The sequence below is a fragment of the Actinoplanes lobatus genome (genome assembly GCF_014205215.1).
GTDB lineage: Bacteria > Actinomycetota > Actinomycetes > Mycobacteriales > Micromonosporaceae > Actinoplanes > Actinoplanes lobatus.
The window spans coordinates 7,446,255-7,469,029 of the sequence record NZ_JACHNC010000001.1; the positions used below are offsets into that span (position 1 = coordinate 7,446,255).

At 68.9% G+C, this 22,775-nt stretch carries 24 protein-coding genes; 12 read left to right on the top strand and 12 right to left on the bottom strand.

Features of this window, described 5'->3' with window-relative positions:
* Positions 1–49: 49 nt before the first annotated feature.
* Positions 50–1,033: a HAMP domain-containing sensor histidine kinase gene (locus BJ964_RS33960; protein ID WP_203832823.1), complete on the top strand. Its 984-nt coding sequence runs from the start codon at positions 50–52 to the stop codon at positions 1,031–1,033.
* Positions 1,026–1,688, top strand: coding sequence for a response regulator (locus BJ964_RS33965; RefSeq protein ID WP_188124464.1), 663 nt, complete (start codon positions 1,026–1,028; stop codon positions 1,686–1,688). The genes BJ964_RS33960 and BJ964_RS33965 overlap by 8 nt, the downstream gene beginning before the upstream one ends.
* Here BJ964_RS33965 and BJ964_RS48515 read toward each other — a convergent pair.
* Positions 1,675–2,082, bottom strand: a complete 408-nt coding sequence (locus BJ964_RS48515; RefSeq protein ID WP_239163881.1) for a transposase family protein — start codon at positions 2,080–2,082, stop codon at positions 1,675–1,677. The genes BJ964_RS33965 and BJ964_RS48515 overlap by 14 nt on opposite strands.
* Before the next feature lie 347 nt (positions 2,083–2,429).
* Positions 2,430–2,870, bottom strand: coding sequence for a hypothetical protein (locus BJ964_RS33975; protein ID WP_188124465.1), 441 nt, complete (start codon positions 2,868–2,870; stop codon positions 2,430–2,432).
* A gap of 493 nt (positions 2,871–3,363) precedes the next feature.
* On the opposite strand from BJ964_RS33975, the gene BJ964_RS33980 reads away from it, so the two are divergent.
* The 4 genes from BJ964_RS33980 (at position 3,364) to BJ964_RS33995 (ending at position 6,467) form a co-directional block, all read left to right on the top strand.
* Entirely contained in the window at positions 3,364–3,909 is a 546-nt protein-coding gene (locus BJ964_RS33980) for a hypothetical protein (protein WP_188124466.1), read from the top strand.
* Between the two features lie 37 nt (positions 3,910–3,946).
* Positions 3,947–5,272 (top strand): IS701 family transposase, encoded by a 1,326-nt coding sequence (locus BJ964_RS33985; RefSeq protein WP_456049055.1) that lies wholly within the window; start codon positions 3,947–3,949, stop codon positions 5,270–5,272.
* Positions 5,269–6,093, top strand: coding sequence for an LGFP repeat-containing protein (locus BJ964_RS33990; protein WP_188124467.1), 825 nt, complete (start codon positions 5,269–5,271; stop codon positions 6,091–6,093). The genes BJ964_RS33985 and BJ964_RS33990 overlap by 4 nt, the downstream gene beginning before the upstream one ends.
* A 140-nt stretch (positions 6,094–6,233) precedes the next feature.
* Positions 6,234–6,467 (top strand): hypothetical protein, encoded by a 234-nt coding sequence (locus BJ964_RS33995; protein ID WP_188124468.1) that lies wholly within the window; start codon positions 6,234–6,236, stop codon positions 6,465–6,467.
* 40 nt (positions 6,468–6,507) lie between these two features.
* Here the strand turns inward: BJ964_RS33995 and BJ964_RS34000 are convergent, their stop codons facing one another.
* The 4 genes from BJ964_RS34000 to BJ964_RS34015 are packed head-to-tail and all read right to left on the bottom strand — an operon-like array spanning position 6,508 to position 13,204.
* Entirely contained in the window at positions 6,508–6,870 is a 363-nt protein-coding gene (locus BJ964_RS34000; protein WP_188124469.1) for a hypothetical protein, read from the bottom strand.
* 5 nt (positions 6,871–6,875) lie between these two features.
* Entirely contained in the window at positions 6,876–12,455 is a 5,580-nt protein-coding gene (locus BJ964_RS34005; RefSeq protein ID WP_188124470.1) for a toxin glutamine deamidase domain-containing protein, read from the bottom strand.
* A 4-nt stretch (positions 12,456–12,459) separates the two neighbouring features.
* Entirely contained in the window at positions 12,460–12,786 is a 327-nt protein-coding gene (locus tag BJ964_RS34010) for a hypothetical protein (RefSeq protein WP_188124471.1), read from the bottom strand.
* Positions 12,776–13,204, bottom strand: a complete 429-nt coding sequence (locus tag BJ964_RS34015) for a YbaB/EbfC family nucleoid-associated protein (protein ID WP_188124472.1) — start codon at positions 13,202–13,204, stop codon at positions 12,776–12,778. Before BJ964_RS34015 ends, BJ964_RS34010 begins: the two co-directional genes overlap by 11 nt.
* A 95-nt stretch (positions 13,205–13,299) precedes the next feature.
* On the opposite strand from BJ964_RS34015, the gene BJ964_RS34020 reads away from it, so the two are divergent.
* From BJ964_RS34020 to BJ964_RS34030, 3 genes are read left to right on the top strand one after another with little or no spacing between them, the layout of a single operon-like run.
* A complete protein-coding gene (locus BJ964_RS34020; RefSeq protein ID WP_188124473.1) occupies positions 13,300–14,493 on the top strand; it encodes an SUKH-3 domain-containing protein in 1,194 nt (397 codons plus the stop codon).
* Positions 14,490–15,731, top strand: a complete 1,242-nt coding sequence (locus BJ964_RS34025) for an SUKH-3 domain-containing protein (protein ID WP_188124474.1) — start codon at positions 14,490–14,492, stop codon at positions 15,729–15,731. The genes BJ964_RS34020 and BJ964_RS34025 overlap by 4 nt, the downstream gene beginning before the upstream one ends.
* Positions 15,732–15,747: 16 nt before the next feature.
* On the top strand, positions 15,748–16,527 hold the full coding sequence (locus BJ964_RS34030) for a phosphotransferase family protein (RefSeq protein WP_188124475.1): 780 nt from the start codon (positions 15,748–15,750) through the stop codon (positions 16,525–16,527).
* 5 nt (positions 16,528–16,532) lie between these two features.
* Here the strand turns inward: BJ964_RS34030 and BJ964_RS34035 are convergent, their stop codons facing one another.
* A complete protein-coding gene (locus BJ964_RS34035) occupies positions 16,533–17,318 on the bottom strand; it encodes an RNA ligase family protein (RefSeq protein WP_188124476.1) in 786 nt (261 codons plus the stop codon).
* Between the two features lie 91 nt (positions 17,319–17,409).
* Positions 17,410–18,384 carry a quinone oxidoreductase family protein gene (locus tag BJ964_RS34040; protein WP_188124477.1) on the bottom strand — a complete coding sequence of 325 codons (975 nt, stop codon included), beginning with the start codon at positions 18,382–18,384 and terminating at the stop codon, positions 17,410–17,412.
* Between the two features lie 83 nt (positions 18,385–18,467).
* On the opposite strand from BJ964_RS34040, the gene BJ964_RS34045 reads away from it, so the two are divergent.
* Positions 18,468–19,061 carry a TetR/AcrR family transcriptional regulator gene (locus BJ964_RS34045; RefSeq protein ID WP_188124478.1) on the top strand — a complete coding sequence of 198 codons (594 nt, stop codon included), beginning with the start codon at positions 18,468–18,470 and terminating at the stop codon, positions 19,059–19,061.
* 30 nt (positions 19,062–19,091) lie between these two features.
* Here the strand turns inward: BJ964_RS34045 and BJ964_RS34050 are convergent, their stop codons facing one another.
* Positions 19,092–19,499 carry a hypothetical protein gene (locus tag BJ964_RS34050; RefSeq protein ID WP_188124479.1) on the bottom strand — a complete coding sequence of 136 codons (408 nt, stop codon included), beginning with the start codon at positions 19,497–19,499 and terminating at the stop codon, positions 19,092–19,094.
* 30 nt (positions 19,500–19,529) lie between these two features.
* On the opposite strand from BJ964_RS34050, the gene BJ964_RS34055 reads away from it, so the two are divergent.
* Positions 19,530–20,081: a dihydrofolate reductase family protein gene (locus BJ964_RS34055; protein WP_188124480.1), complete on the top strand. Its 552-nt coding sequence runs from the start codon at positions 19,530–19,532 to the stop codon at positions 20,079–20,081.
* A 14-nt stretch (positions 20,082–20,095) separates the two neighbouring features.
* Here BJ964_RS34055 and BJ964_RS34060 read toward each other — a convergent pair whose 3' ends face one another.
* Positions 20,096–20,752 (bottom strand): TetR/AcrR family transcriptional regulator, encoded by a 657-nt coding sequence (locus tag BJ964_RS34060; protein WP_188124481.1) that lies wholly within the window; start codon positions 20,750–20,752, stop codon positions 20,096–20,098.
* 95 nt (positions 20,753–20,847) lie between these two features.
* Between BJ964_RS34060 and BJ964_RS34065 the strand changes: the two genes are divergently transcribed.
* A complete protein-coding gene (locus tag BJ964_RS34065) occupies positions 20,848–21,828 on the top strand; it encodes an NAD(P)-dependent alcohol dehydrogenase (RefSeq protein WP_188124482.1) in 981 nt (326 codons plus the stop codon).
* 56 nt (positions 21,829–21,884) lie between these two features.
* Here BJ964_RS34065 and BJ964_RS34070 read toward each other — a convergent pair whose 3' ends face one another.
* Positions 21,885–22,334: a hypothetical protein gene (locus BJ964_RS34070; protein ID WP_188124483.1), complete on the bottom strand. Its 450-nt coding sequence runs from the start codon at positions 22,332–22,334 to the stop codon at positions 21,885–21,887.
* A 170-nt stretch (positions 22,335–22,504) separates the two neighbouring features.
* Positions 22,505–22,768, bottom strand: coding sequence for an SRPBCC family protein (locus tag BJ964_RS34075; protein ID WP_188124484.1), 264 nt, complete (start codon positions 22,766–22,768; stop codon positions 22,505–22,507).
* Positions 22,769–22,775: the final 7 nt, after the last annotated feature.

Below are 22,775 nucleotides of genomic sequence, written 5' to 3' on the forward strand. Positions count from 1 at the left end.
CCGACCGGATCGGGGACGCTGGGCCGGCAAGCAGTCGAGGATGGGTGCGATGGTGGACGAGACACAGCGGTTGTCGCTGTTCTGGCGGATCTTCCTGCTCAACGCGGCCGTGGTGACCGCGGCATTCGGCCTGCTCATGGTCGGGCCGTTCACCGTCTCCACCCCGGTCCTGCTGACCGAGGCGATGATCCTCAGCGGCGTGCTGGCGGTGATGCTGGCCGCCAACGCCGGGCTCCTGCACCTCGGACTCGCCCCGCTCGCCCGCCTCGCCCACACCATGAACACCGTCGACCTGCTACGCCCCGGACACCGGCTCACCGTCACCGGCCGCAACGGCATCGCCGACCTGATCCGCAGCTTCAACACCATGCTCGACCGCCTCGAAGCCGAACGCGCCACCAGCGCCGCCCGCGCACTGTCCGCCCAGGAGGCCGAACGGCAGCGCATCGCCCAGGAACTGCACGACGAGGTCGGCCAGACCCTCACCGCCGTGCTCCTCGAACTCAAACGGGTCGCCGACCACGCCCCCGAACCGGTCTCCGGCGAGGTCCGGCAGGTGCAGGAGACCGTACGCAACGGACTCGACGAGATCCGCCGCATCGCCCGCCGCCTACGCCCGGGCGTCCTCGAGGAACTCGGCCTCGCCAGCGCCCTCAAATCACTGGCCGGCGAATTCTCCACAGCCGGCCTGACCGTGCGCCGCACCATCGACACCGACCTGCCCGGCCTCGGCAAGGAGACGGAACTCGTGCTCTACCGGGTCGCCCAGGAGGCACTGACCAACACGGCCCGGCACTCCGGGGCCCGCCAGGTGACCCTCAGCCTCTCCCACCAGTCGCCCCGCACCCTGATCGAACTGTGCATCCGCGACGACGGCCGAGGAATCGCCGAAGCACCCGAAGGCGCCGGCATCCGCGGCATGCGCGAACGCGCCCTGCTGATCGGCGCCGACCTCACCATCGGCCCGGCGCCCGGCCGCGGCACCGAGGTCCTGCTACGAGTCCCCCTCGGCGAGGAGAAGCCCCGTGACTGACCGCGAACCGGCACGCATCCTGCTCGCCGACGACCACGCCCTGGTCCGCCGCGGGGTCCGGCTCATCCTCGACAGCGAACCCGACCTGACCGTGGTAGCCGAGGCCTCCGACGGCGCCGAAGCCATCGCCCAGGCCCGCACCGAACGCCCCGACCTGGCGATCCTCGACATCGCCATGCCCCGCCTCACCGGCCTGCAAGCGGCCCGCGAACTGTCGCGCATCCTGCCCGACCTGCGCATCCTGATCCTCACCATGTACGACAACGAGCAGTACTTCTTCGAAGCCCTCAAAGCCGGCGCCTCCGGATACGTACTGAAATCCGTCGCCGACCGCGACCTCGTCGAAGCCTGCCGAGCCGCCGTCCGCGGCGAACCGTTCCTCTACCCGGGCGCCGTCAACGCCCTCATCCGCAACTACCTGGAACGCGTAGCCGACGGCGAAGACCCCGCCTCCGGCCGAGCCATCACCGACCGCGAGGAGGAGGTCCTGAAACTGGTCGCCGAGGGCCACTCCTCCAAGGAGATCGCCGACCTGCTCGTGATCAGCGTCAAGACGGTAGAACGGCACCGCTCCAACCTGCTGCAGAAGCTAGGCCTCCGAGACCGCCTCGAACTGACCCGCTACGCCATCCGAGCCGGCCTCATCGAACCCTGAAGCCGTCATCGGCGAGCCGCCTCCGCCTCCTCGATCGCGGCCCGCAGAATATCGGCGAGCTGCTGGAGAACAACCGCGGCACCGCGGTCCGTCGGGTCGTCGTCGATACCCCAGTTGCAGTCGACCTCGACCAGCCACCGCAGAGTGCCCTCCCGCTGCGGCTCAGCAAGGATCGATTCGAGCGCGTCCAGTTGCAGTCGCAGGAACGGCAGCCGGTGATCACGGCACAGACCGCTGCGACCACTACCGCCGTCAGTCGATGCCGGACCCCTCGCCGGGCCCGCGGATCAGGCAGGCGATCGAGCGCTGCCAGCAGCCCATCAGCGGTTTCGGGCGCGGTCAGAGCCGGTGTGCAGGACAAAGAGGAGATCAGCGATGATGGCAGTGCGGGCATGACTCACTTCGGATCGATCATCGTGGCGTAGGAACCTTGATGATCTTCCAAACTGGTCATGCCCGTCTTACTGCGCCCAACAGCGGCGCTTCTACTCCAGAACCCCCAAGTCGGATAAAGTCACGACCTTGCCGGAGCCCTGTCTCGGCACTCGCCGCGGGCGGTCTCCCTCCGCTAGCGGCACCCGCGCGGCGTGAGAGGGCCGGCGTGGGACCGGCCCTCTCGTGGAGCGTCCATCGGACGGTGAAGAAAATTGTGGCCAAAACCTGAGGTGTTGCCTTCTTCTTAAACCATTCAGGATTGCTCTTGCTTCGGAAATGAATTTCCGAAGCATGTTCGGGCGTCGTTCAGCCGGTGAGGGTGAACGTCACCTCGGCATTGGATCGCTGGTCGTTGTTGAAGGAGCAGGATACCTGGCTCGGCACTGTGCAGGAGAACTTGTTGGCACCCTTGGACGGATTGCTCCAGCGCAATACGGCCGTCCCTCCCGAAACCCTGTAGTTGAGTGCGCCCGACGTGCCACCGCCTTTCATATCCGACTGGGTCTCGGCCGAGTCGTAGCTGGACACCGAGATGGTCGACGTCGGACCGGTGACTGAAGCGCCCTCAATGACCTTGTACTTCAACAGGTTGATCGTCGTCGAAGTGTTGTTCCGGATCACCACCTTTACGCTGACGTCCGCATAGGCGTGCGCGACGCCCGGCAGGCCCGCGGCGAGTGCCGCAGTGGCCAGCGCAGATGCGGCCGCGGTGCGCAGCACCGGAAAACGAGAGTTCGGCAGGCTCATGACGATTCTCCTCTTCAGTGGAATAGGCCTGACAATTCAAGGGCGAAGAAGTCGCCCCGTAGGTCCTCGCCCCATATGGTGCACGAAGAATCCGATGCCGGCGGAATGTTCACTCCATTTCTCCGGCTCGGCGGCAGCGCCAGCGCGCATTGCAGGCAACTGCTGATCGCAATGGTGATCAGGTCGTGCGGAGCGGTTGGCGTGTCGGGTGGCGCGGGCGACGTCGGTGTGTCACGACTGGTGCGTAGCAGCTATCGGTGCAGCCGGCGCCGGCCGAGTCGCCGTCGCGGGACGGTGCTTCAACGCCCGGTCCTCATGTATCGCGTTGCTGTCGTCCCAGAGTTGCCCGACGGCTAAGGCACCACAGAGAAACAGGCCGTAGCTTCCAGGATCGTTGCTCCGGTAGCGGGGCCGTCCGTCAGCGCGCCGGGCACTCCTGCTACATTCGGCGGCCCTCGCCGCGGCACGCCACCAGGAGCCCAGGAATACCGTCATGACGAGCACCCGTCGCCGAGCCATCACCCTTCTGACTGCCGCTGCGATGGCGGTCGTCGCGTCAGTTCTTCCCGCAGGCCCGGTTTTGGCCGCCGCTGACGACACCGCGTTCTGGCCGGCGCCGGAGCCGTGCCGGACCACTATCTGGAGCCAGGTCAACACCAAGAAGAACCGCATCGAGTGGCAGAGCACCGCTGCCAGCGACCGGCACCGCTTCGGTGACCACGAGTACCAAGCCCAATTTCGGGGTTTCGGGCATTTCGTCTCAGACGGGATCCCCCGCAAATGGATGGATGCCTGTGCCGGAGTGCCGGTCCAACAGGTCATCGTGTGGGACAAGCTCACCACGCTCGGCTCGCTGAACGGCGAGATCGCCCTGTTCCAGACCAGTACCGTCGTGCACAGGAGCGGTCAGCCGTGGCGTGAGATCCGCGGCTCGATCAACGATAAATGGCGCAAGCTCAGTTGGACGGCGCCTAGTACGGCAGCCGCCGTTCGTGAGGTGACCTCGGATCCCGCGGGAACGAGGACGGCCACCGCATGATCGTCTGTGCGTTGTGGACACAACATCAGACCTTGCGGTGGCCGAGAGCCACAGCGTAGAGCCTGCCCAGTGGCGACGAACCATCGACCTGGTCATCGACTCGTTCGCCGGCCGGTTCTGCCGGGTAGAGCCTCGCCGGGCGGCGGGCGGGTTCGTCACCGGACTGCTCGCCGACCTGGAGATTAAGACCTGCTGGCAGGTCGCTGAGCAGGCCGGACATGCCCGGCCGGATGCGATGCAAAGGTTGCTCTACCGGGCCAAGTGGGACGCCGACGCGGTGCGTGACGACGTGCGTCAGGTCGTCGTCGACCGGCTCGGTGACCCCGACGGTGTCCTCGTCGTCGACGAGACCGGCGATCTGAAGAAGGGCGTGCACTCGGTCGGTGTCCAGCGTCAATACACCGGAACCGCTGGGCGGATCGAGAACGCGCAGGTCGGAGTGTTCCTGGCCTATGCGAGCAGACACGGTCACGCCCTGATCGACCGCAGGATCTACTTGCCGAAGTCCTGGACCGACGACCGCGGGCGGTGCGAGCAGGCCGGGATCCCGGAAAAGATCACGTTCGCCACCAGGTCCGAGCTGGCCGACGACATGATCACCGCCGCCGTGAATGCCCTGGTCCCGGCCCGGTGGGTCGCCGCGGACGAGGCGTACGGCAACAACACCCGACTCCGCAGTGAGCTGCGCGAACTCCGCCTTGGTTACGTCCTGGCGGTCTCCTGCGATCACCTCGTGCCGATCGACAGCGGGAAAATCCGCTGCCGCGCTGACCGGCTGGCTGCCGATCTGCCCGCCACCGGCTGGACCCGGCGCAGCGCCGGCGAGGGCTCGAAAGGCCCACGGTTCTACGACTGGGCCTGGCTGGCCGACGTCGGCGCTGACGGTGATCCCGACGACGACGGCCGGCACAGCCTGCTGATCCGCCGCAACAACACCACCGGTGAGCTGGCCTTCTACCGCTGCTGGGCACCGGGCCCGGTCACACTCGCCCAGCTGGTCCGCGTGGCCGGAGTTCGGTGGATCGTGGAAGAGAGTTTTCAGGCCGGAAAAGGGCAGGTCGGGCTGGACCAGCACCAGGTCCGCCGCTGGACGTCCTGGCACCGGTTCACCACCCTTGCCCTGGCAGCGCTCGCGGTCCTCGCGATCTGTACCGCCGACGCCCGATCGGCGGACCGTCCCGCTCAGCCCGACATGATCGACCTGACCGTCAACGAGATCCGCCGCCTGATCAACGTCCTACTGATTCGGCCGACGCGCAGCATCGCCTACCGTTTGCGCTGGTCACATTGGCGACGCCGCCACCAAGCACGAGCCAGACGAGCTCACTACGCCCGCCGCCTCACCCTCGAACTCCAGCCATGATCACGAATGGCGGCTGCCGTACTAGCGTGTTGTGGGCGTTCCCGACCACGAACGAGATGACGACTCCGAACGGGATCGGGCGCTACAACCACTTCGACGGCGGTCAGTCGATCTACTGGTCGCCTGCGACCGGAGCGCACGAGATCCACGGGTCGATCCGCGACAAGTGGGCGGCTATGGGCTGGGAGACCAGCATCCTCGGGTTCCCGAAGACGGACGAGTTGTTCGGACGCACGACAAAGGCGCGGTACAGCGACTTTCAGGGTGGGTCGATCTACTGGTCTCCGGCGACCGGAGCGCACGAGATCCACGGCTCGATCAACGTTCTGTGGGTTCAGCGCGGCCGGGACAAGAAGGACGGCCTTGGCCTGCCGACAACGGACGAACTGTCGACGCCGAACAAACCCGGCCGGTACAACCACTTCCAGAACGGGTCGATCTACTGGTCGCCTGATACGGGTGCGCACGAGGTGCACGGCTCGATCCGTGACAAGTGGGCGGCTATGGGCTGGGAGAACAGCCTGCTCGGATTCCCGAAGACGGACGAGCTGACAACCCCGAATGGGGTTGGTCGTTACAACCACTTCCAGGGCGGGTCGATCTACTGGTCACCGGCGACCGGCGCGCACGAGGTGCACGGCTCGATCCGTGACAGATGGGCGTCACTGGGTTGGGAGACCAGCCAGCTCGGGTTCCCGACCTCGGACGAGTACGCGATCGCCGGTGGCGGGCGACGCACCGACTTTCAGAACAACTGCTTTATCAGGTGGTACCCGAGCACGGGCGCGCAGGCGGTATGCAACTCGGTGCCCAAGTTCTAGGTTTGTGGACGGGAAGGCGTGCCGGCGGGCTTAGGTGGTCTGCCTGCCCGGCAGCCCATCTCTTTGCCCAGCTACCGCGAGTTTCTTGAGCCGGTGCGGCACTCGTTCGCCGTGCCGGACCACTCCCGGGGCCCTCACCCATGGCCACGCCGGTCTCTCGGCAACGCATGTGCGGCCAGGATGCTGAGCTGCTGCTGCCGGAACTCCGATCGAAGCAGATCGGCCAGCTCCCGGAGATGGAAGGTATTCCGCTCAGCCGTCTGCCGAATATCGTCTCGGATCTCCTCGGAATTGGTGGCATCGGCTACGTGACCATGCAGGAAATGCGGGACCTTCGCGATCGACAGAAGTGCCGAGCGTTCCTCCACTCGTGAGCGAAACGGCTCGGGAAGCCGAGATGGATCCGCGGTGACCTCAGCGTCGGTCGGACTCGCGAATTGCATCGCGGATCATCTCGGCTATCTCCCGCAGGAAGACCGCTGAGGCTTCGTCCGTCGCATTTTCACCCATTCCCCAGTTGGCATCCCAGGCCACTAGACGCAGCAATGTTCCGGGAGGCTGCGGTTCGGAGAGGATAGTCTCGAAGGCGACGAGATACTGGTGAAGATAAAAGCTGCTGAAATTGGTGGTATCTCGCAGCTCACGCCTGACCGCGTCCAGATCCTCGGCGTCCTCGAGGTAGGTATGCAACATGTCGCGCACCTTATCGAGCGGTGGGCGGGCGGAGCGTTCGGCGATGCGGTTGCGCATCGGCTCAGGAAGATCAGAGAAGTCCATGGAGTTCAGCCTAGCCCTGCGGGGAACGTCGTGAGGATGAAGAATTCCAGCGGATCCGAACCGACAACGATCTTGACAGTGATTCGTGCGAGACTTGTCACGGCATACTCGGGATCCGGAGGGCCCGGGTTGAACATGTTCTTATTGTAATACCCGTGGCCCACGCGATGTCCGGCATCGAACATTGCTTTATGTATGCCGTCCATTGCTAGATCGCTACGAATCTCCTCCCAATTGTTTTGGACATACTCATTCACCGCGCGGTTCATGATGGACGAGTCGATCCATTGGTAGGACTTGTTCTCAGAGTGGCGCCACGGTCGATCGCCGTAGATTCGTCCCTCGATCGTTCGGACACCCGAGTTCGGATCGTGGTGTCGCTGCAGCTGAACGTCGGGCCCGTGCCGTTCGATGGTGTGAGCGCCTTTCGACTGGTACAACCGCTCGTTGTCCTCGAGGTTGACTCTCGGCGGGTCCTCACCCAGCGCCGCGTAGCGGCGCATGGCCTCCGGCACATCGGAAGCCTTCAAGCCCGGCTCGTCCTGGCCGGAAGGGTCGGTGGCGATGTGGGGCGGGTCGCCGGCCGTCATGGGGCGGGGGCGGCCCTGGCCGTCGACCGTGAGGGCGTCGAAACGCATGACGTCGCACGGCACGTTGTCGCCCGAGTGCATCGGGCCGGTCGAGCTGATCTGGCGGGTCTGGGCGTCCAGGTAGAGGATCGTGCCGTTCTGGTTCACCGCGGCGAACGCGTGCGTGCGCCCCGCCTGGTCCTGCGTCGTGACGAACGCGAACGAACCGTGACCCAGGCCCAGCAGATGGTTGCGCAGACGGTTCTCGGCCAGGCGCATTTCGGTGCGGGCGTTCTCCGGATCGAGGGCGCCCACGTCGGTCAGGCCCTCGAAACGGCCGCCCGTCGTCGCCTCGATGCGGGACGACACACCACGCTCGGCACCGTACGGGCGGTGCGGATCGCCGTTGCGGTAACCGTCGAACGTACGCGGCGCGGACACCCTCGGACGGCCGTGCATGTACGTCTCGAACAGCGACAACACCGTGTCACCGCAGTTGATCGCCCGGGTCGGGTCGGCCTCCGGGCCACCGTCGTTGACCAGGCCGAACCACTCGCCGTCGCGCGGGTCGGCCTGCCGTACCGGGTTGCCGTCGTCGTCGCGCGGCACGGCGCGTTCCAGGTCGGTCTGATGCACCCGCAACGGCGGCCGCAGTCCGCCCCGCGTGTTGTAGCGGCGCGTCGTGTCGATCGGCCGCGGGCTGTCGTCGCCGGTCAGCGCCGACCGGTCACCCGTCTCCACCGGGCCCGGCGCGAGGTCGCTGGCGCTCTCGTTGAGCCGCTCCCACTCGGCCCCGGTGACCTCGACGTCCCCGATGTCGCCGCCACGTTCGATATCGGACGCGCGTACCTCGAGATTGTCGGCTTCCTCCTCGAACCGGCGGCGGTCCGCGACGATCCGGTCGCCCTCGGCGAGATCGCCACGCTCGTCCGCGGCCCGCAGCGCGCCGCGCAGATCATCCGCCCGGGCACGCCTCGCTTCCGCCTGATTACGCAGTTCACGGCCCAGATTCTGGCGGTAGTCGTCGTCGAATTCGCGCCGGGTCCGCTCGTTCTCGTACCGATAATTCTCCCGGGCCTGCTGATCTGCCACCGCGTCCACGGTCGGCGTCTCCGCCAGCGTGACGTCCGGCTCGGTCCGCGGCCCCGGATCAAGAACGGACAGCGGATCGCTGTCCGTCGGCGCGTCCATCGACTTCGGGTCCAGCACCGACAGCGGATCGAAAACCCCGCGGTCCGGTTCGGCCTCCGTCGACGGCGAGCTTTCCTTCTCATCCGTACGCGTAAAGCCGTCATCCACCGCAGATGGACCACGATCCTCCACCGAACTCTGAACGGTCACCTCGTCGGAGGGGCCGTCTTCGGTCGGCGCCGGAACGGTCGCGTCGTCGGTGCGCGTGTCATCGACCGTCGGCTGGACGGCCACGTCGTTGACCGGACTGTGAACGGTCGTCTTGTCGGTGAGGTCGTCTTCGGTCGGCGCCGGAACGGTCGCGTCGTCGGCGGGGCCGTTCTCGACCGGCGGCTGAGTGGTCGTCTCATCGACGGAGTTGTTCACCACCGGCTGCTGGTCCGTCGCCGACTGCTCGACGCTCGGCGAGGGTGAGGGCGACTGCTGCGTGTCGACCGACGGCTGCACCGGCGGTGCCGGCGGCTGCATGTTGACCGGTGGTGCCGGCGGTGCGGGTGGCGTGTTGACCGGCGGGGCCGGGGGAGCGGGCGGGGCCGGAGGGCCGGGGGAGGGAGCGGGCGGGGGCGGCTGAACCGGCTGCGTCGTCTGGTTCTGCTGCTGGAGGGGCTGGGCCTGCTGTTGCTGGTAGGCCAGCGGGGGCGGGGGCGGCGTGGTCCGGCTGCTGTAGTACGGGGCCGGCGGGGTGTTCGGGACGGCCATCGGGTTGCCCTGGCCGTCGAGCAGCAGGGCGTTGAGCTGGATGACGTTGGACGGGTCGTTCGTGCCGTTGTGGCCGTAGAGGGTCCGGTGGCCGGGGCCGCCCGCGAAGTTCGTGGCGTCGACGCACACGCCGCTCTGCGGGTCGATGAAGTAGAGGACGCCGTTGTGGTTGACGGCGTTCCAGGCGTGCGCCGAACCGCCCGACCACTGGTTGATGATGATCGCGGTGGAGCCGTGGCCGCCCTGGAGCAGGGTTCGGGCGATCCGGGCGAAACCCTCGTCGATGTCATTCTTGGCGTCGGCGTCCGACCTGTTGCCGACATGCGGTGTGACCTGGGTGAAGCCGCTTCCGGTCACCTTTTCGGCGCGGTGGTGGCCGCCGTCCTCGCCGACGTGCTGGTCAGGGAGGCCGTAGGTGTAGGTGTCGACGGTTCGGGCCGCGGCCACGGTCGGGCGGCCGTGCAGGTAGGTCTCCAGGAACGACAGCGAGCAGTCCAGGCAGTTGACGCCACGGGTCGGGTCGGAGGCCGGACCGCCGTCGTTCATCAGCTGGACCCACTGTTTGGTCGGGTCCGGGGTGCGCTGGGGCCGGCCGTTCTGGTCCCGGGGGATCAGGTGTTCCAGGTCCTCCTGGTGCATCGCGAGCGGTATCCGTAGGCCGCCCGGCTGGCCGTACTTGCGTTCGGTCCGCGCGTTCGGCGGGTTCGTTGTGCCGGTCAGCGCCGACCGGTCATTGATCGAGTTCGGGTTGTCGGAGAGGGTCCCCTGATCGAAGTTCGCCCGGTTGAAGTCGGTGCCGGTCAGCTGGATCGAGTAGGGGTTGCTCAGCAGCTTGACCGCGTCGGCCCGGAGCTTGAGGGCGTCGAGCTCCTGCTTGCGGTGGTGCAACTCCCGGTCCAGGTAGAAGTCGCGCCGCTTGATGTCGAGCGCCTGCGCGGCCTGGTCCGCCTGCTGCCGGGCCATCCGCTGCTTGCGCCGGCTGTCCGCGATCTTCTGGTCCAGCGGCGTCAGCGTGCGCTGGACGATGTCGTTCTGGACGTCCAGCTTGTTCTGATCGCGCTGGTCGAAGTACGCCTGTTCGTCGTGCTGCTGTTGCGGGGTCCGCTGCGTCAGGTGTGGAGCGCCGTGGGACGCGCCGGCCAGCGGCAGATCATTGCGACCGGCGTCCTGCCGCGACTGATCCTGCGACCCGGGCCGCTGATCCGGCGAGGTGGACGGTCCGGTCTGCGACGGAATCGACGTGGACGGGCCGCCGGGAGTGCCGGTGCTCGGCTGATTCGGGCTCGTGACGCTCGGCGAAGTCGAAGTCGAAGTCGAAGTCGAAGTCGAAGGCGAAGTCGGCGTCCCAGTGGTGGCCGTGGTCGTAGTGGTCGGCGACGTGGTGTTCGTCGTCGCGGTGACCGGGGCGTTGCTGGTGTTGGCCGGTGAGGTGGAAACCGTCGTCGGGGAGGAAGGAGACGGCGACACCGAGGGCGACGGCGAAGTCGAGGGTGACGGTGACGGCGACGTGGCAGGGGAGAACGACGGCGAGGTGGACGGCGACGGGCCGACGTTCAGGCTGGTCGGCGTGCTCGGGTTACCGCTCGCGAGCGACACGTTCGGGCTCGGCGAACCCATCGGGCCGCTGGTGGCCACCGACGGCCCACCGACCGGCCCGGAGTTGCCGGTGTTCGGGGCGAACGCCACCGGCCCGTTCGAAGCCGTGCTGGACGGAGCCGTGGTCACCGACGGCGACGAGGTGGAGACGCTCGGACCGCTGTTGGCCGGCGCCTCGGCGGTCGGCGTGACCCCGGACAGCGTGACCCCACTGCTGGAGGTCGAGGCGCTGACCTGCGAGTGAGTGGTCGTCGACGCCTGAACGGTGTCGTGCGAAGGCGACGGGGACGAGGTGGAGGCGGACGACGGCGAGTGCGACGCGGGGGAGGGCGACGACCCGCCGCCGGACACGCTCCCGCCAGAGGAGGACGACGAGTGGGAGGACGAGGAGTGGGAGGACGACGAAGCGGAAGAACCACCCTCCGACGACCCCGAACCCGAGAACGAATCACCGACCGCGGTGCTCACCCCCGTACCGGAAGAGGGGTTTGAAACCGACGACGAACCCGGCACCGAATCACCCAGGGTGAGGCCCCCCGCGCCGTCGAGGCTGCCGCCGAGGTCCTTGAACTCCTGGCGGGTGCCGCCGACCGCCGACCCGGCCGCGCCGGACGTGGCCGCCTTGCCGAGGTCCTCCCAGCCGGGCAGTTCGCCACCGACCAGGGATCCGCCCAGCTCACCGAAAACCTCACCACCGGCGCCGCGCAGCAGATTGTTCTTCCCGCCCGCGCCGACACCGGCGATCGTGGACGCCGCGCCACCGGCCGCACCCGCCGCCGTCGACTGGACCAGGTCACCGACCGAGAAGTCGTCGTGCCCGGCCGCGTCCTGATAGGTCTGCACGCCGAGGTTGGTGAGCGCCTCCTCCTTGGCCTCGTCCTTGGCCTCGTGCAGCGCCTTCTTACCGAGTTCCTTCAGGCCCTTCTTGCTGGCGATCTCCTTGAGCGCCCGCTGCCCGGCCTCCTTCAGCGCCTTCTTGACGCCCTTCTTGGCGAGCTGCGCCACCAGCTTCTTGAAGATCTGCTGGATCGCGAAGCGGGTCGCCGCGATCAGGCCGCCGGCGGCCGGCGACGCCGCACCCAGCGTGAGCACCACCGTGATGCCGAGGCCGATCAGCTCGATGACGAACAGGCCGAGCTCGATCCACGCCTCGAGTTTGGCGGCCTCGATGTCGGCGCCGCACTCCTTGACCATGTCGCCCATCGCGTCGGCGAACGTGATCAGCGCGTTGAGCGGGGCGTCCTCACCGTCGGCGACCTTGTGCCAGGCGTCGATGAACGCCTCGATCGTGGTGCCGCTGCCGCCGTACGCGTCGATGAACCGCTGCGCCGCCTCGGCGGCGTCCTCCCGCGGTGTCACCAGCGCTTCCGCCAGCCGGTACCACTGGTCGGCGACGTCCCAGGTCAGCTTCTCGTTGCCTTCGGGCCAGTCGAAACCGACCACCCATTCGAGAGCGTCGTACGCCCATCCGGGCAGGTCCCACGGCGAGTAGTCGAACGGGTGCGGGATCGGGCTCGGCAGGATCGTCACGGCATCAGGCCCCGTACGACTTGGTGACGGTGTCGGAGGAACGCGCGTCGGCGCCCAGGTTGTCCTCGACCGACGCGATCGCCGCGTCGCCGAGGCCCTGCACGAACCCGGAGATCTTGCCGAACGCGTCGGTGAACTGCTGCAACAACGGACCGTAGTTCTGCTGGAAGGCGGCGCCGATGTCGTCGCGGCCCCACGGCTGGCCCTGACTGGCCGCATTCACCTCGGCGACCGTGCTGTTGTTCAGGCTGACCAGCTGTTTCCCGGCGGCGGACAGGTCCCGGCCGGCGGCGGTAGCGCGTTGCGGATCGAGGTACAGCTCACCGCTCATCGTCGTCACCGGCCTCCCGCATCAGCCGGTCCTGGCGGGCCAGCAGACCACCGAAGTCGCCGTCGCGCATGAACCGTGCCCCCGGCGAGTCGGCCGGAAGGTACTCACCGACCATCGCCTGCACCTGGTCTGTCGTCTTCGCGACAGCCTGCTCGACGGTCCGCAGGATCGTCCGGGACAGCTGGTCCGGATCCTGACGGCGGTACACCTCGCGGTCCAGCTTCAGGTCGACCAGCTGGCCGCGGGCGCCGACGGTCGCCTTCACCAGACCGTCCGGCGACTCGGCGGTGACGGAAAGCCTGGCCAGCCGGTCCTGAATGTCGTCGAGGCCCAGCCGCAGACGCTGGTACTGCGACACCACGTCGTCGAAACGCGCACGCAGCGCATGGTTCGGGTCGCGGTCGGCCTGTCTGCTCACGGTTGTCTCCCCGAGGACTCGCGAATTGACTGGAGCAACCTACCAGCAGCTTCCTGCTCTAAGCTCCCCTCTCGATGGTTGAAGGAGGCAGCTGGATGATCACGCTCGCCGAGGCGCGGGAGATCGCCACGGGATGGGCTCACCGGCAGACGGTCCGGCGCGGCTACCCGTGCACACCGCAGGTCGATGAGCTGGCGCTCGGCTACGCGGTCTGGATGCGACTGCCGCCGGAGGCGCGGACCGGGCCGGGCGAGGACGTGATCACCGTCATAGACCGGGAGACCGGCCGGCTCTCGCACTGGCCGCCCGCGCCGTCCGAGGAACTCGACCAGCGCTACACCGCCCGGCGGGATGTCGCCGTCGGATCGCACCAGACTGCCGATCCGGTCGCTGAGCTGCGGCGGGAGGCGTACCGGCGGGTGTCGCCGTCGGTGGCCGCGCACCTCACCACCGCCGACGGGCGACTGTTCCGGGCCCGCGGCGCCAAGGGCGACCAGGAACTGCGGCACCACCCGCTGGTCGCCGAACGGCTGGCCGCCATCGCGCCGGGTGAGCTGGTCCGCGGCGCGGAGCGGCACGCCGAGCTGCTGGTCGTCTCCGACGTCCTGTACGAGACCGGCGGCCTCAGCGGCGGGCAGTTCGAGACGTTCCACATCCGGGAGAGCGGCGACCCGCGCGGCGGCGAGCCGGCGACACCCTGTTTCACCTGCTGTGACGTGCTCGTGGGGCTGGGTGTGCTGGGGGAGGACGACCGCACGTACCGCAAGATCCGGCGCCGCACCGAGGGCACCGATCCGCAGCCGGGCCGGTTTCCGCCGGACGTGGCGTGGGAACTCGCGGCCGAAGGCTGGGAGCCCTCACCCGTGCGCGAACGTCGCGCTTCAGCGGTCCTCCGGGCCATCGAGGAGAACAAAGGCGCGGAGTACGGGCTGAGCCGCTTCCCCGCCGCAGAGGCCGCGTTCCTGGAGTTCTACGACGTCGCCCCGAACCGCAACTGTCCCGGCGCCGCGCAGCGGGTCCGCTGGTTCCAGCTGGGCACCGGGTCGCCGCGTCACCTGGCCGATCCGCTGGGCGAGTTCGGCCGGGCCGTCGGCGCCCGGATGTTCCCGCTCGGCACCGAGGGCTACGAGGAGGCGGTGCTCGCGATCGACGAGCGCGGCCGGGTGTTCTCCCTCGACCAGGGCGGTGAGTGGTTCATCGGCGAGACCCTCGACGAGGCGATCGTCGCGCTGCTCACCGGGCTGCCGGCCGCCCGCATTCGTGACGATGGCACTTGGAGTCAGCGATGATCACCCGTACCGAAGCCGAAGCGGCCGCCGCCACCTGGGCGCGCGCCGAGACGCTGACCCGCGGGCAGCAGTGGCGGGCGTCCGTCGAGGAGTTCGACCAGGGGTTCATCGTCCGGACCGTCGCCGACGGCCCGGCCGACCCGGGCGCCGGCGTGACCGTCATCGACCGGGAGACCGGCCGCGTCTCGACCTGGCCGGCCTGGCCGTCGGAAACCCTCAAGCAGCAGTACGAACAGCGCCGCCCCGAAGTGGTCGGCCCGCCGAGGACCGCCGACCCGGCGGTGCAGCTGCGCCGCGAGATCCACCGTCGGCCCGCCCCCAGCATCGCGGCCCATGCCACCGTTGCCGGCCGCGTCTACATCGCCCGCGGCGCCAAGGGCGACCAGAAACTCAACCACCACCGGCTCGTCCTGGAGCGGCTCGCGGAACAGTCACCGCAGGAGACGGTCCGCGGCTGTGACCGGCACGCCGAACTGATCGCCTGCTCGGACGCGCTGCACGACGTCGACCGCCGCCGGCACATGGCCGGTCAGGCCCCGCTGACGCTCGACGACGCCCGGCAGCTGCTGCGGGCCTCCCAGTTCCAGACATTCCAGATCCACGCGCCCGGCGACCCGCTCGCCGGCAAACCGAACGACCCGTGCGAGACCTGCACCTACGTGCTCACCCAGCTGGGGCTCATGCCGTGGGGCAAGACCGGGGCGCTGCACCACTTCGTCGCCCCGCCCCGGCCCAACCCGGATCCGGCCCGGTTCTCCGACACGCTCGCCTCGGAGATGCTCAACGGCGGGTGGTCCCCGGACGTGCCGAACGAGTACAACACCGAGATGGTCGAGGGGATGGTGGAGAGCGAGGTGCTCCCGGTCCACGGCCAGGAGCACCGGCACGAATGGTTCCCGGCGGCTGGGGAGGCGTACGGACACACCAACCTGGTCGTACTCTCCCGCCGGGCGCCCGGCCTGGAACAGCGCTCCCGGATGGCGCACATCTCCCCCTTCGACGCCCCGCACACCGCCGACCTGCTTCACGAGTTCGGGCAGGTCATCGGGGCGCGGCTGTTCCCGCTGGGCCGGGTCAACGATGAGTCGGTCCTGGCGATCGACGAACACGGACGGGTCTTCGACCTCGACCAGGCCGGCGAGTGGTTCGTCGCCGACACGTACATCGAGGCCCTGGAGACCCTGGTCCTGGGCAAACGCACCTACCGCGTCCGCGACGACGGCACCTGGGGACGCTGACGTAGCGTGTGACGGCATGCGACGTACGCCGGAACAGCGGGCCCGGGACGCGCTGCGCGCCCACGCACCCGACCAGGCACTTGTCCGGCTCGGGTCCGGGCTGGACAACACGGCCTTTCTCGCCGGCGATCTGGTTCTGCGGGTGGCCGGCGGGCATGACGTCCGGCGTGAGGCGGAACTGCTTTCCCGCGTACGCCCGCGGGTGTCGCTGCCCGTGCCCGAGATCCGGTTCGCCGACGAGGAAGCCGGGGTGCTCGCCTATCCGCTGCTGCCCGGCCGGCCGCTGCTGGGACGGCCCGCCGGGCCCGGGCTCGCATCCGCGATCGGCCGGTTCCTGCGGGAACTGCACGCCATCGACGTGGCCGGACCGGTCGAACCCGCGGAGCCGGGGGAGTGGCTGGAGGATCTCGACGGGCCGCCCGGCCTGCTGCGGATCCTGCGGGAATCGGTGCCGGCGGCCGGCGAACGGCTGGTGCTCGCCCATGCCGACCTCGGCGCGGAGCACCTGCTGGAACACGACGGCCGCATCACCGGTGTGATCGACTGGACGGATGCGGCCGTCACCGACCCGGCCCTCGACTTCGCGCGCCTCTACCGTGACTTCGGCGCCGGGTTTCTCGCCGGGGTGGCCGATGCCTACGGGCCGCTGCCGGACCGGGATCGCATCGTGTTCTTCGCTCGGTGCGCCGCGCTGGAGGACCTGGCCTACGGCCACGAACCGTACGTTCGCGCCGCCCGGAACAGCCTCACCTGGCTCTTCCCCGGAACGTCGCTGCCCACGACACCGTCAGCCTGACGTGATCACCGGCTGTTCGCCCGGCGCTTGAGGGTCCGTTGGTAGTCCTGGAAGCGGGCCTTCGCGATCACCGACCGGTCAGCGGTCCGCAGCACCAGGCCCTCGGCCGCGCCCAGACCGGACTCGTCCAGCGCCACCAACGTGCGGGGCAGCCGTTCGCCGAGGAACGCGTGCATGCCCTCGACGTCGGACGGCAGCTCGCCGGGGTCGACGGTGAACAGTCGCGGTGTCAGCTCCAGACCGGTGGCCGCGGCCGCCTCCCCCAGCTCCCGCTCGCCGAGGAACGTCTGACCCTGCTCGTCGCGCCACCGGGAGATCCGCTGGGGTGGCCACGTCAGCTTCTCCGCCCAGTCGTCGAGCACGGCGACGTCGAACAGCCGCCAGCCGGCGCCGCCCCTGGTCGAGTACTGCTTGGCCTGCCCGCCGATCCTGCCGCCGTAGAGTTCCAGGTAGAACACCCGGATCGTGTCGGCGCGGGTGCCGGCCAGGGCATCGGCGAGCGGGCGCAGATTGTCCACGATGCCCAGGGCCGGGTTGCCGATCAGGTCACCCCGCGCGTAGAGCAGCTCCTCCCGCGAGCCGAGCAGGTAGCCACCGTCCGGCAGCAGGATGACCCGCGAGTTGCTGCCGTCGACCTTCTCGGTCCCGATCACCGGCCCGGGGAATACCGTCACCTGCTCGGTGAGGCCACCGTTGCGCGGATCCAGCTCGTGATAGGTCGGGATCGACGGGTACTTGGTCAGCGAGTTGAGCGCGGCCAGATCAACGGCCCGAATGTCGAAGCCCGTCATTTCTCCCCCAGGAACGCGGTGCGTGATGCCGACGATCGTGGCAGCGTCCCCGACGGCGAGCGACCGAGTTTCGCGCCTCAGGTGATGTTCACTATGGGGACAGCAGGATGCGGCCGGTGTGAGAGCGGGCCTCGATGAGCTCGTGGGCGGTCGCGGCGCGGGTGAGTGGGAGGTCCGCGTGCACGGTGGTGCTCAGATGGCCCGCCGCGAACAGGCCGGTGATCTCGTCCATCTCCTGACGTGCCAGGTCCGGGGCCGTACGGCGCCAGGCGGTGAGGTTGAAGCCGACAACGGATCGCAGTGCGAAGAGTTTGGCGACGGGTATCTGTTCCAGTTCTCCGGTTGCGGCTCCATAGACCACGGCGCGGCCGAAGGGTGCGAGGAGATCGAGGCTGGATTGCAGGACCGGGCCACCGACCGCGTCGAGGACGACGTCGACACCACCCGGGGCCGCCGCGCGAACCTGGTCGGGCCAGTCCGGTTGCGCGTAGTCGATGGCGACGTCGGCGCCGACGCTGTGGACGAAGTCGAGCTTGTGTGCTGATCGGGCAGTGCCGATGACGGTGCCCGCGCCGAGAAACCTGGCGAGTTGCACGGCGAGATGCCCGATCCCGCCGGCCGCGGCATGGATCAGGACGGTGTCGCCGGGGTTCAGCTGTGCGGCGCGCAGGATCCGCAGCGCCACCGGGGCGCTCATCGCGAGCATGCTGGCGTCGCCGGAATCGAGGTGGTCGGGGACGGCGGCGAGCCATGACGCTTCCGCGACCACGTAGTCCGCGTACGCGTCCTCAGCGAGCGCGGCGACCCGTCGGCCCGCCAGCCGCGGGTCCACGCCGGGACCCACTCGGGCGACGGTGCCGACGACGTCACCGGTCGGGCGGCCGGGCAGAGGCCGTTGGAAGATGCTGCCGCTGCCGGGCCCGCGGCGGAACCGGGTGTCGGCGAAGTTGACGCCGATCGCCTCGACTCGCAGCAGTACCTGTCCTGCCTGCGGAACCGGCTGGTCGGCATCCTCGACGGTCAGCACCTCCGGCCCGCCGTACTCGTAGTACCGAACGCGTCGCACGGCTACCCCTCGCCTAAAATGGACCGTCAGTCAACTTCGGTCCGGACGCTACTGGACCGCCGGTCCAGTTGTCGAGGTGTGTCATGCCCGAACCCGAACGACTCCGCGCTGACGCGGCCCGCAACCGCGCGGCCATCCTGCGCGCCACCGAAGAGATGCTGGCCCGCCATCACCCACGCCAGATCTCGATGGAACAGGTGGCCGCGGCGGCCGGCGTCGGCAAGGGCACCGTGTTCCACCGCTTCGGCAGCCGGTACGGGCTCATGCGCGCCCTCATGCAGGAACGCGCGCAAGACCTGCAGATCGCGATCACCACCGGCCCGCCGCCGCTGGGCCAGGGCGCCCCGCCACGCGCACGACTCCTGGCATTCCTCACCGCCGTGGTCGAGGTGGTCGCCCGCAACAAGGGCCTGCTCGCCGCCCTCGGCCCCGAGGCGCCTGTCACCACCGCGCCGGAACAGCAACCACGCGAAGAACATCCGGTCTACCGGTCCTGGCACGGCCACATCAGCCACCTGGTCCACCAGCAACGGCAGGACCTCGACGCGGACATGCTCGCCCACGTCCTCCTCGCCACCCTGCACAGCGAACCGATCCTGAACGCACTGGAGCATGGCGACGCAAACCGCCTGGACCGGACTCTGCGCGACGTGGTGACGGGCCTGCTGCCTGGCTAGCCTCCCGCCACCCGCATGGCGACACGATGCCTATGCGGCCCAGAACTGGACGAGGAACTCGGGATCGTCGCCGTCGCCGAAGCGGCAGGACAGGCGCACGTGCTGGTCGCCCGGACGGGTGAGGGTGAACCCGGGATCGGCCCAGCCGGCGGTCACCTGGTTCAACCGGATCGTCCCGGACGGGCAGCCGATGGTGACGGCGACGACGTCGTCCCACTCGTGGTCGCCGGCGGGCTCAGCGTCCCACTCCTCCAGGCGCAGGACCGCCTCGTCGTTGTCGAACGGGGTCTCCACCAGGATCGACGACCGGCCGGCGCGGACCCAGTCGCCCGCCTCGTGCGGGAACGGCAGATCCTCCTCGGCGCCGTCGTCGGCGATGCCGAAGAGCCGGTGGTCGAGTAGCGTCGTGGTGGTTACCGCTGTCAGCCGGCTGCTCACCACCGGTCTCCTTCCGTCCGGGGGGTGGACATGAACTGTGTGATCGTCCAGCAATGGGTCTCTGTGGACGGGTTCCTCGCCGGCCCGAACGGGGAGCAGGACGTCTTCGCGGCCGTCCAGGATTTCTCCGCCTCCGAGGCGCACAACATGGCGCTGCTCAAGTCGGTCGACGAGGTGCTGCTGGGGCGGCGCACCTACGAGTCCTTCGCGGCGTTCTGGCCGACGGCGACCGACGAGCCGATGGCCCGGCAGGTCAACGCACTGTCCAAGACGGTCTGCTCGACCACGCTGACCGAGGCGCCGTGGGGCTCGCACCCGCCGGCCCGTGTCGTCGCGGACGCGGTCGAGCATGTCCGGTCGCGGCGCGAGCAGCGGTGCCGGACCATCGTGTGGGGCAGCGCGTCGGTGATGCGTGCCCTGTTCGCGGCCGGTGAGGTCGACCAGCTGGAACTGTTCGTCGCCCCGATCGCGCTGGGTGACGGCACGCCGCTGCTGGAGCGCGGCGACCCTCCGCTCCCGTTGCGGCTGCGGGAGACCGAGACGTGGCCGGCCGGCGTGGTCCGCATCCGCTACACCACCTGAGCGCCGCGGATCGGTCATGGGGCGGTCTCCCGGTCGCGGAGGTGCTCCAGGCCGTCGAGGATCAGGTCCAGGCCGAAGGTGATGTCCGGATCGCCGGGGTGGTGGCCTTCGGCGACCTGGCGGGTCAGCTCGGCCATGTGCGGATACCGGCCGCCGGCCAGCAGATACTCATACGCCGCGGCGGTGTCGGCGTAGTCGGCGGCGGCGATCGGGAAGTTCAGGCGGCGCAGGGTGAAACCGTAGACGTAGCTGTCCATGGTGTTCCACGCGTAGTCGGCGAGCCGCCAGGAGAAGCCGGCGCCGCGCAGCACGCCCAGGGTGAAGTCGATGTAGCGCAGCATGGCCGGGCCGGTGTTGGTGCGTGACATCAGCAGCGCCGGCGCCCAGGGATGCCGGGTAAGCACGCGGTGGGCGGTCTCGCCGCGGCGGCGCATGGCGGCTTTCCAGTCGCCGGCGTCGCCGGGCAGGTCGATCTCGTCGACCACCAGGTCGACGATGCCGTCGAGGACGGCCTCCTTGTTGGCGACGTGCCGATACAGCGACATGGCCTCGACGCCCAGCTCGCGGCCGAGGTGGCGCATCGAGAGCGAGTCGGTGCCCCCGGAGTCGGCCAGCGCCAGGGCGGCCTGGAGCACTCGCCGCGTGCTCAGGGGCTCTCGGGACTTTGGCATCTTCTCGTCTCTCCGGCGGGGTTGCGGAACCGCTCGACCATACCGCACCCTTGCTTACACCGTAAGCTTACACTGTAATCAGGAGATGGAGTGCGATGAGAGCACTGGTCCAGACCACGTTCGGATCACCCGGCCAGCTCGCGTTGCAGCAGGTCACCGACCCCGTCCCCGGCCCGGGCGACCTGCTCGTGCGGGTCCACGCGGCCGGGCTCAACGCCGCCGACCGGATGACCCTGCGCGGCGAGCCGTTCGGGATCCGGGCCGTCACCGGCGGCCTGCGAAGACCCCGAGCCGGATTCGTCGTCGGCCGGGCGCTCGCCGGCCGCGTCGAGGCGGTCGGCGACGACGTCCGTGACCACCGGGCGGGCGACGACGTGCTGGCCGAGACCCCGGCGGCGATCGGCGAGCTGGTCCGCGTGCCGGCCCGGCTGGCCGCCGCGAAACCCGCCGGCCTCTCCTTCACCGAGGCGGCGGCCCTGCCACTGGCCGGGACGACCGCGTTGCAGTCGATCCGGGATGCCGTCGGCGCCCGCGCCGGCCGCCGCGTGCTCATCACCGGAGCCTCCGGCGGCATCGGCACCTTCGCCGTCCAGCTGGCCGCCGCCCGCGGCGCGATCGTCACCGCCTCCTGCGCCGGGCGCAACGCCGACCTGGTCCGGGCACTCGGCGCCAGCGGCGTCGTCGACTACGAGCGCCACGAACCACTCGCCGCGCCGGGAGAGGGCTACGACGCGATCTTCGACCTGGCCGGCAACTACACCCTCGCCGAGCTGCGGCGGGCGCTGCGGCCCGGCGGCATCGTCCTGCTGTCGGTCGGCACCGGCGGCCGTTGGCTCGGCCCGGCCCGGCGCATCCTCACCGGCAAGCTCACCCGCGGCGGCCCGGTGCGAACCCTGCTGGCCCGCCCCAACCGCGAGGACCTCACCGAGATCGCCGAGATGGCCGCCTCCGGCGAGCTCCGCCCGGTCATCGACCGGGTCTACCCCTTCCCGGAGGCGGCCGCCGCCCTTCACCACCTGGACCGCGGCCGGGTGGCCGGCAAGATCGTGATCGAGATGACCGGCGACCCGGCCTGATCAACAGCACGCCGGCGTCCCGTACCAGGGTGGTACGGGACGCCGGTCCGTGGCCGTCAATCGAAGATGTCGACGTTCAGTACCGGGTGCTGGCCTTTCGGCGAGCCGATCGTCGAACAGGTGAACTCGTCCGGCGCATCACACGTGAAATCATTCTCGTCCGACGTGTCCGGGTCATTCCAATAGATCACGACATCGCCGTAGTCGGTTTCATAGGTGACGGTCCCCCCGGTGCCACCTTCGTCCTCGCCCGACGCCGTGCTCATACGGCCGATACCATTGCTTGCTATCGTTTCCGGCGGATATAGAATCCATTCTCCATCGGTGACCTGCGAATGTGTCAGAACCAGCACCTGACCGGTGCGGTTCTTAACAATGACCTTGGTCGTGTAGTCACCGGGATCAGCCGATGCCACGGTAGGCAGCCCTGCGGTGAGCGTTCCTGCCGCCAGCGCGGCGGCAGCCATCGCGCGCATACCCGATATACGAAAACGAGGCAGGGTCATGCTGAAATCCCCTTCATAAGATCGTGAATACGGAGGCGATAACCGCCGTCCGTGAGTCGATCTCAATTATCCCGTCCCCGCCTCCGGCCGCTCGCCGAATCCGCAGAACCCAATTGAGGACGTACGACCCAGAATGCCGTTCCGGCGATGGAGGGACAGACAGGGGAGAGCTATGCGAACAAAGCGGCCAGATTACTCAGAGCCATCCGGGTGCCCAGTTCGTTGTCGGTGGCGGGGATCGTATCCGGGATGTTCTCGTGCACGATCGCCACCTCGGTCCCGCCCGGCACCGCCTCGCGGGCGTCGAACTCGTGCACCTTGCCGGTCATGCCGGCCGGCACCCGCCACCTCGCGAGCGCCGACGGGTCCAGCAGTGCCCGGTAGACCTCTGCCGGACCGGCGGGCACATGCTGGGACACGGTCGTCGTGTGCACCCGGCGA

Bases quoted from the DNA above. Each gene is read 5' to 3' on its own strand.
- BJ964_RS33960 (WP_203832823.1), top strand. From the start codon at position 50: ATGGTGGACGAGACACAGCGGTTGTCGCTGTTCTGGCGGATCTTCCTG.
- BJ964_RS48515 (WP_239163881.1), bottom strand. From the start codon at position 2,082: ATGCCCGCACTGCCATCATCGCTGATCTCCTCTTTGTCCTGCACACCG.
- BJ964_RS33975 (WP_188124465.1), bottom strand. From the start codon at position 2,870: ATGAGCCTGCCGAACTCTCGTTTTCCGGTGCTGCGCACCGCGGCCGCA.
- BJ964_RS33980 (WP_188124466.1), top strand. From the start codon at position 3,364: ATGACGAGCACCCGTCGCCGAGCCATCACCCTTCTGACTGCCGCTGCG.
- BJ964_RS33990 (WP_188124467.1), top strand. From the start codon at position 5,269: ATGATCACGAATGGCGGCTGCCGTACTAGCGTGTTGTGGGCGTTCCCG.
- BJ964_RS33995 (WP_188124468.1), top strand. From the start codon at position 6,234: ATGGCCACGCCGGTCTCTCGGCAACGCATGTGCGGCCAGGATGCTGAG.
- BJ964_RS34000 (WP_188124469.1), bottom strand. From the start codon at position 6,870: ATGGACTTCTCTGATCTTCCTGAGCCGATGCGCAACCGCATCGCCGAA.
- BJ964_RS34010 (WP_188124471.1), bottom strand. From the start codon at position 12,786: ATGAGCGGTGAGCTGTACCTCGATCCGCAACGCGCTACCGCCGCCGGC.
- BJ964_RS34020 (WP_188124473.1), top strand. From the start codon at position 13,300: ATGATCACGCTCGCCGAGGCGCGGGAGATCGCCACGGGATGGGCTCAC.
- BJ964_RS34025 (WP_188124474.1), top strand. From the start codon at position 14,490: ATGATCACCCGTACCGAAGCCGAAGCGGCCGCCGCCACCTGGGCGCGC.
- BJ964_RS34030 (WP_188124475.1), top strand. From the start codon at position 15,748: ATGCGACGTACGCCGGAACAGCGGGCCCGGGACGCGCTGCGCGCCCAC.
- BJ964_RS34035 (WP_188124476.1), bottom strand. From the start codon at position 17,318: ATGACGGGCTTCGACATTCGGGCCGTTGATCTGGCCGCGCTCAACTCG.
- BJ964_RS34045 (WP_188124478.1), top strand. From the start codon at position 18,468: ATGCCCGAACCCGAACGACTCCGCGCTGACGCGGCCCGCAACCGCGCG.
- BJ964_RS34055 (WP_188124480.1), top strand. From the start codon at position 19,530: ATGAACTGTGTGATCGTCCAGCAATGGGTCTCTGTGGACGGGTTCCTC.
- BJ964_RS34060 (WP_188124481.1), bottom strand. From the start codon at position 20,752: ATGCCAAAGTCCCGAGAGCCCCTGAGCACGCGGCGAGTGCTCCAGGCC.
- BJ964_RS34065 (WP_188124482.1), top strand. From the start codon at position 20,848: ATGAGAGCACTGGTCCAGACCACGTTCGGATCACCCGGCCAGCTCGCG.
- BJ964_RS34070 (WP_188124483.1), bottom strand. From the start codon at position 22,334: ATGACCCTGCCTCGTTTTCGTATATCGGGTATGCGCGCGATGGCTGCC.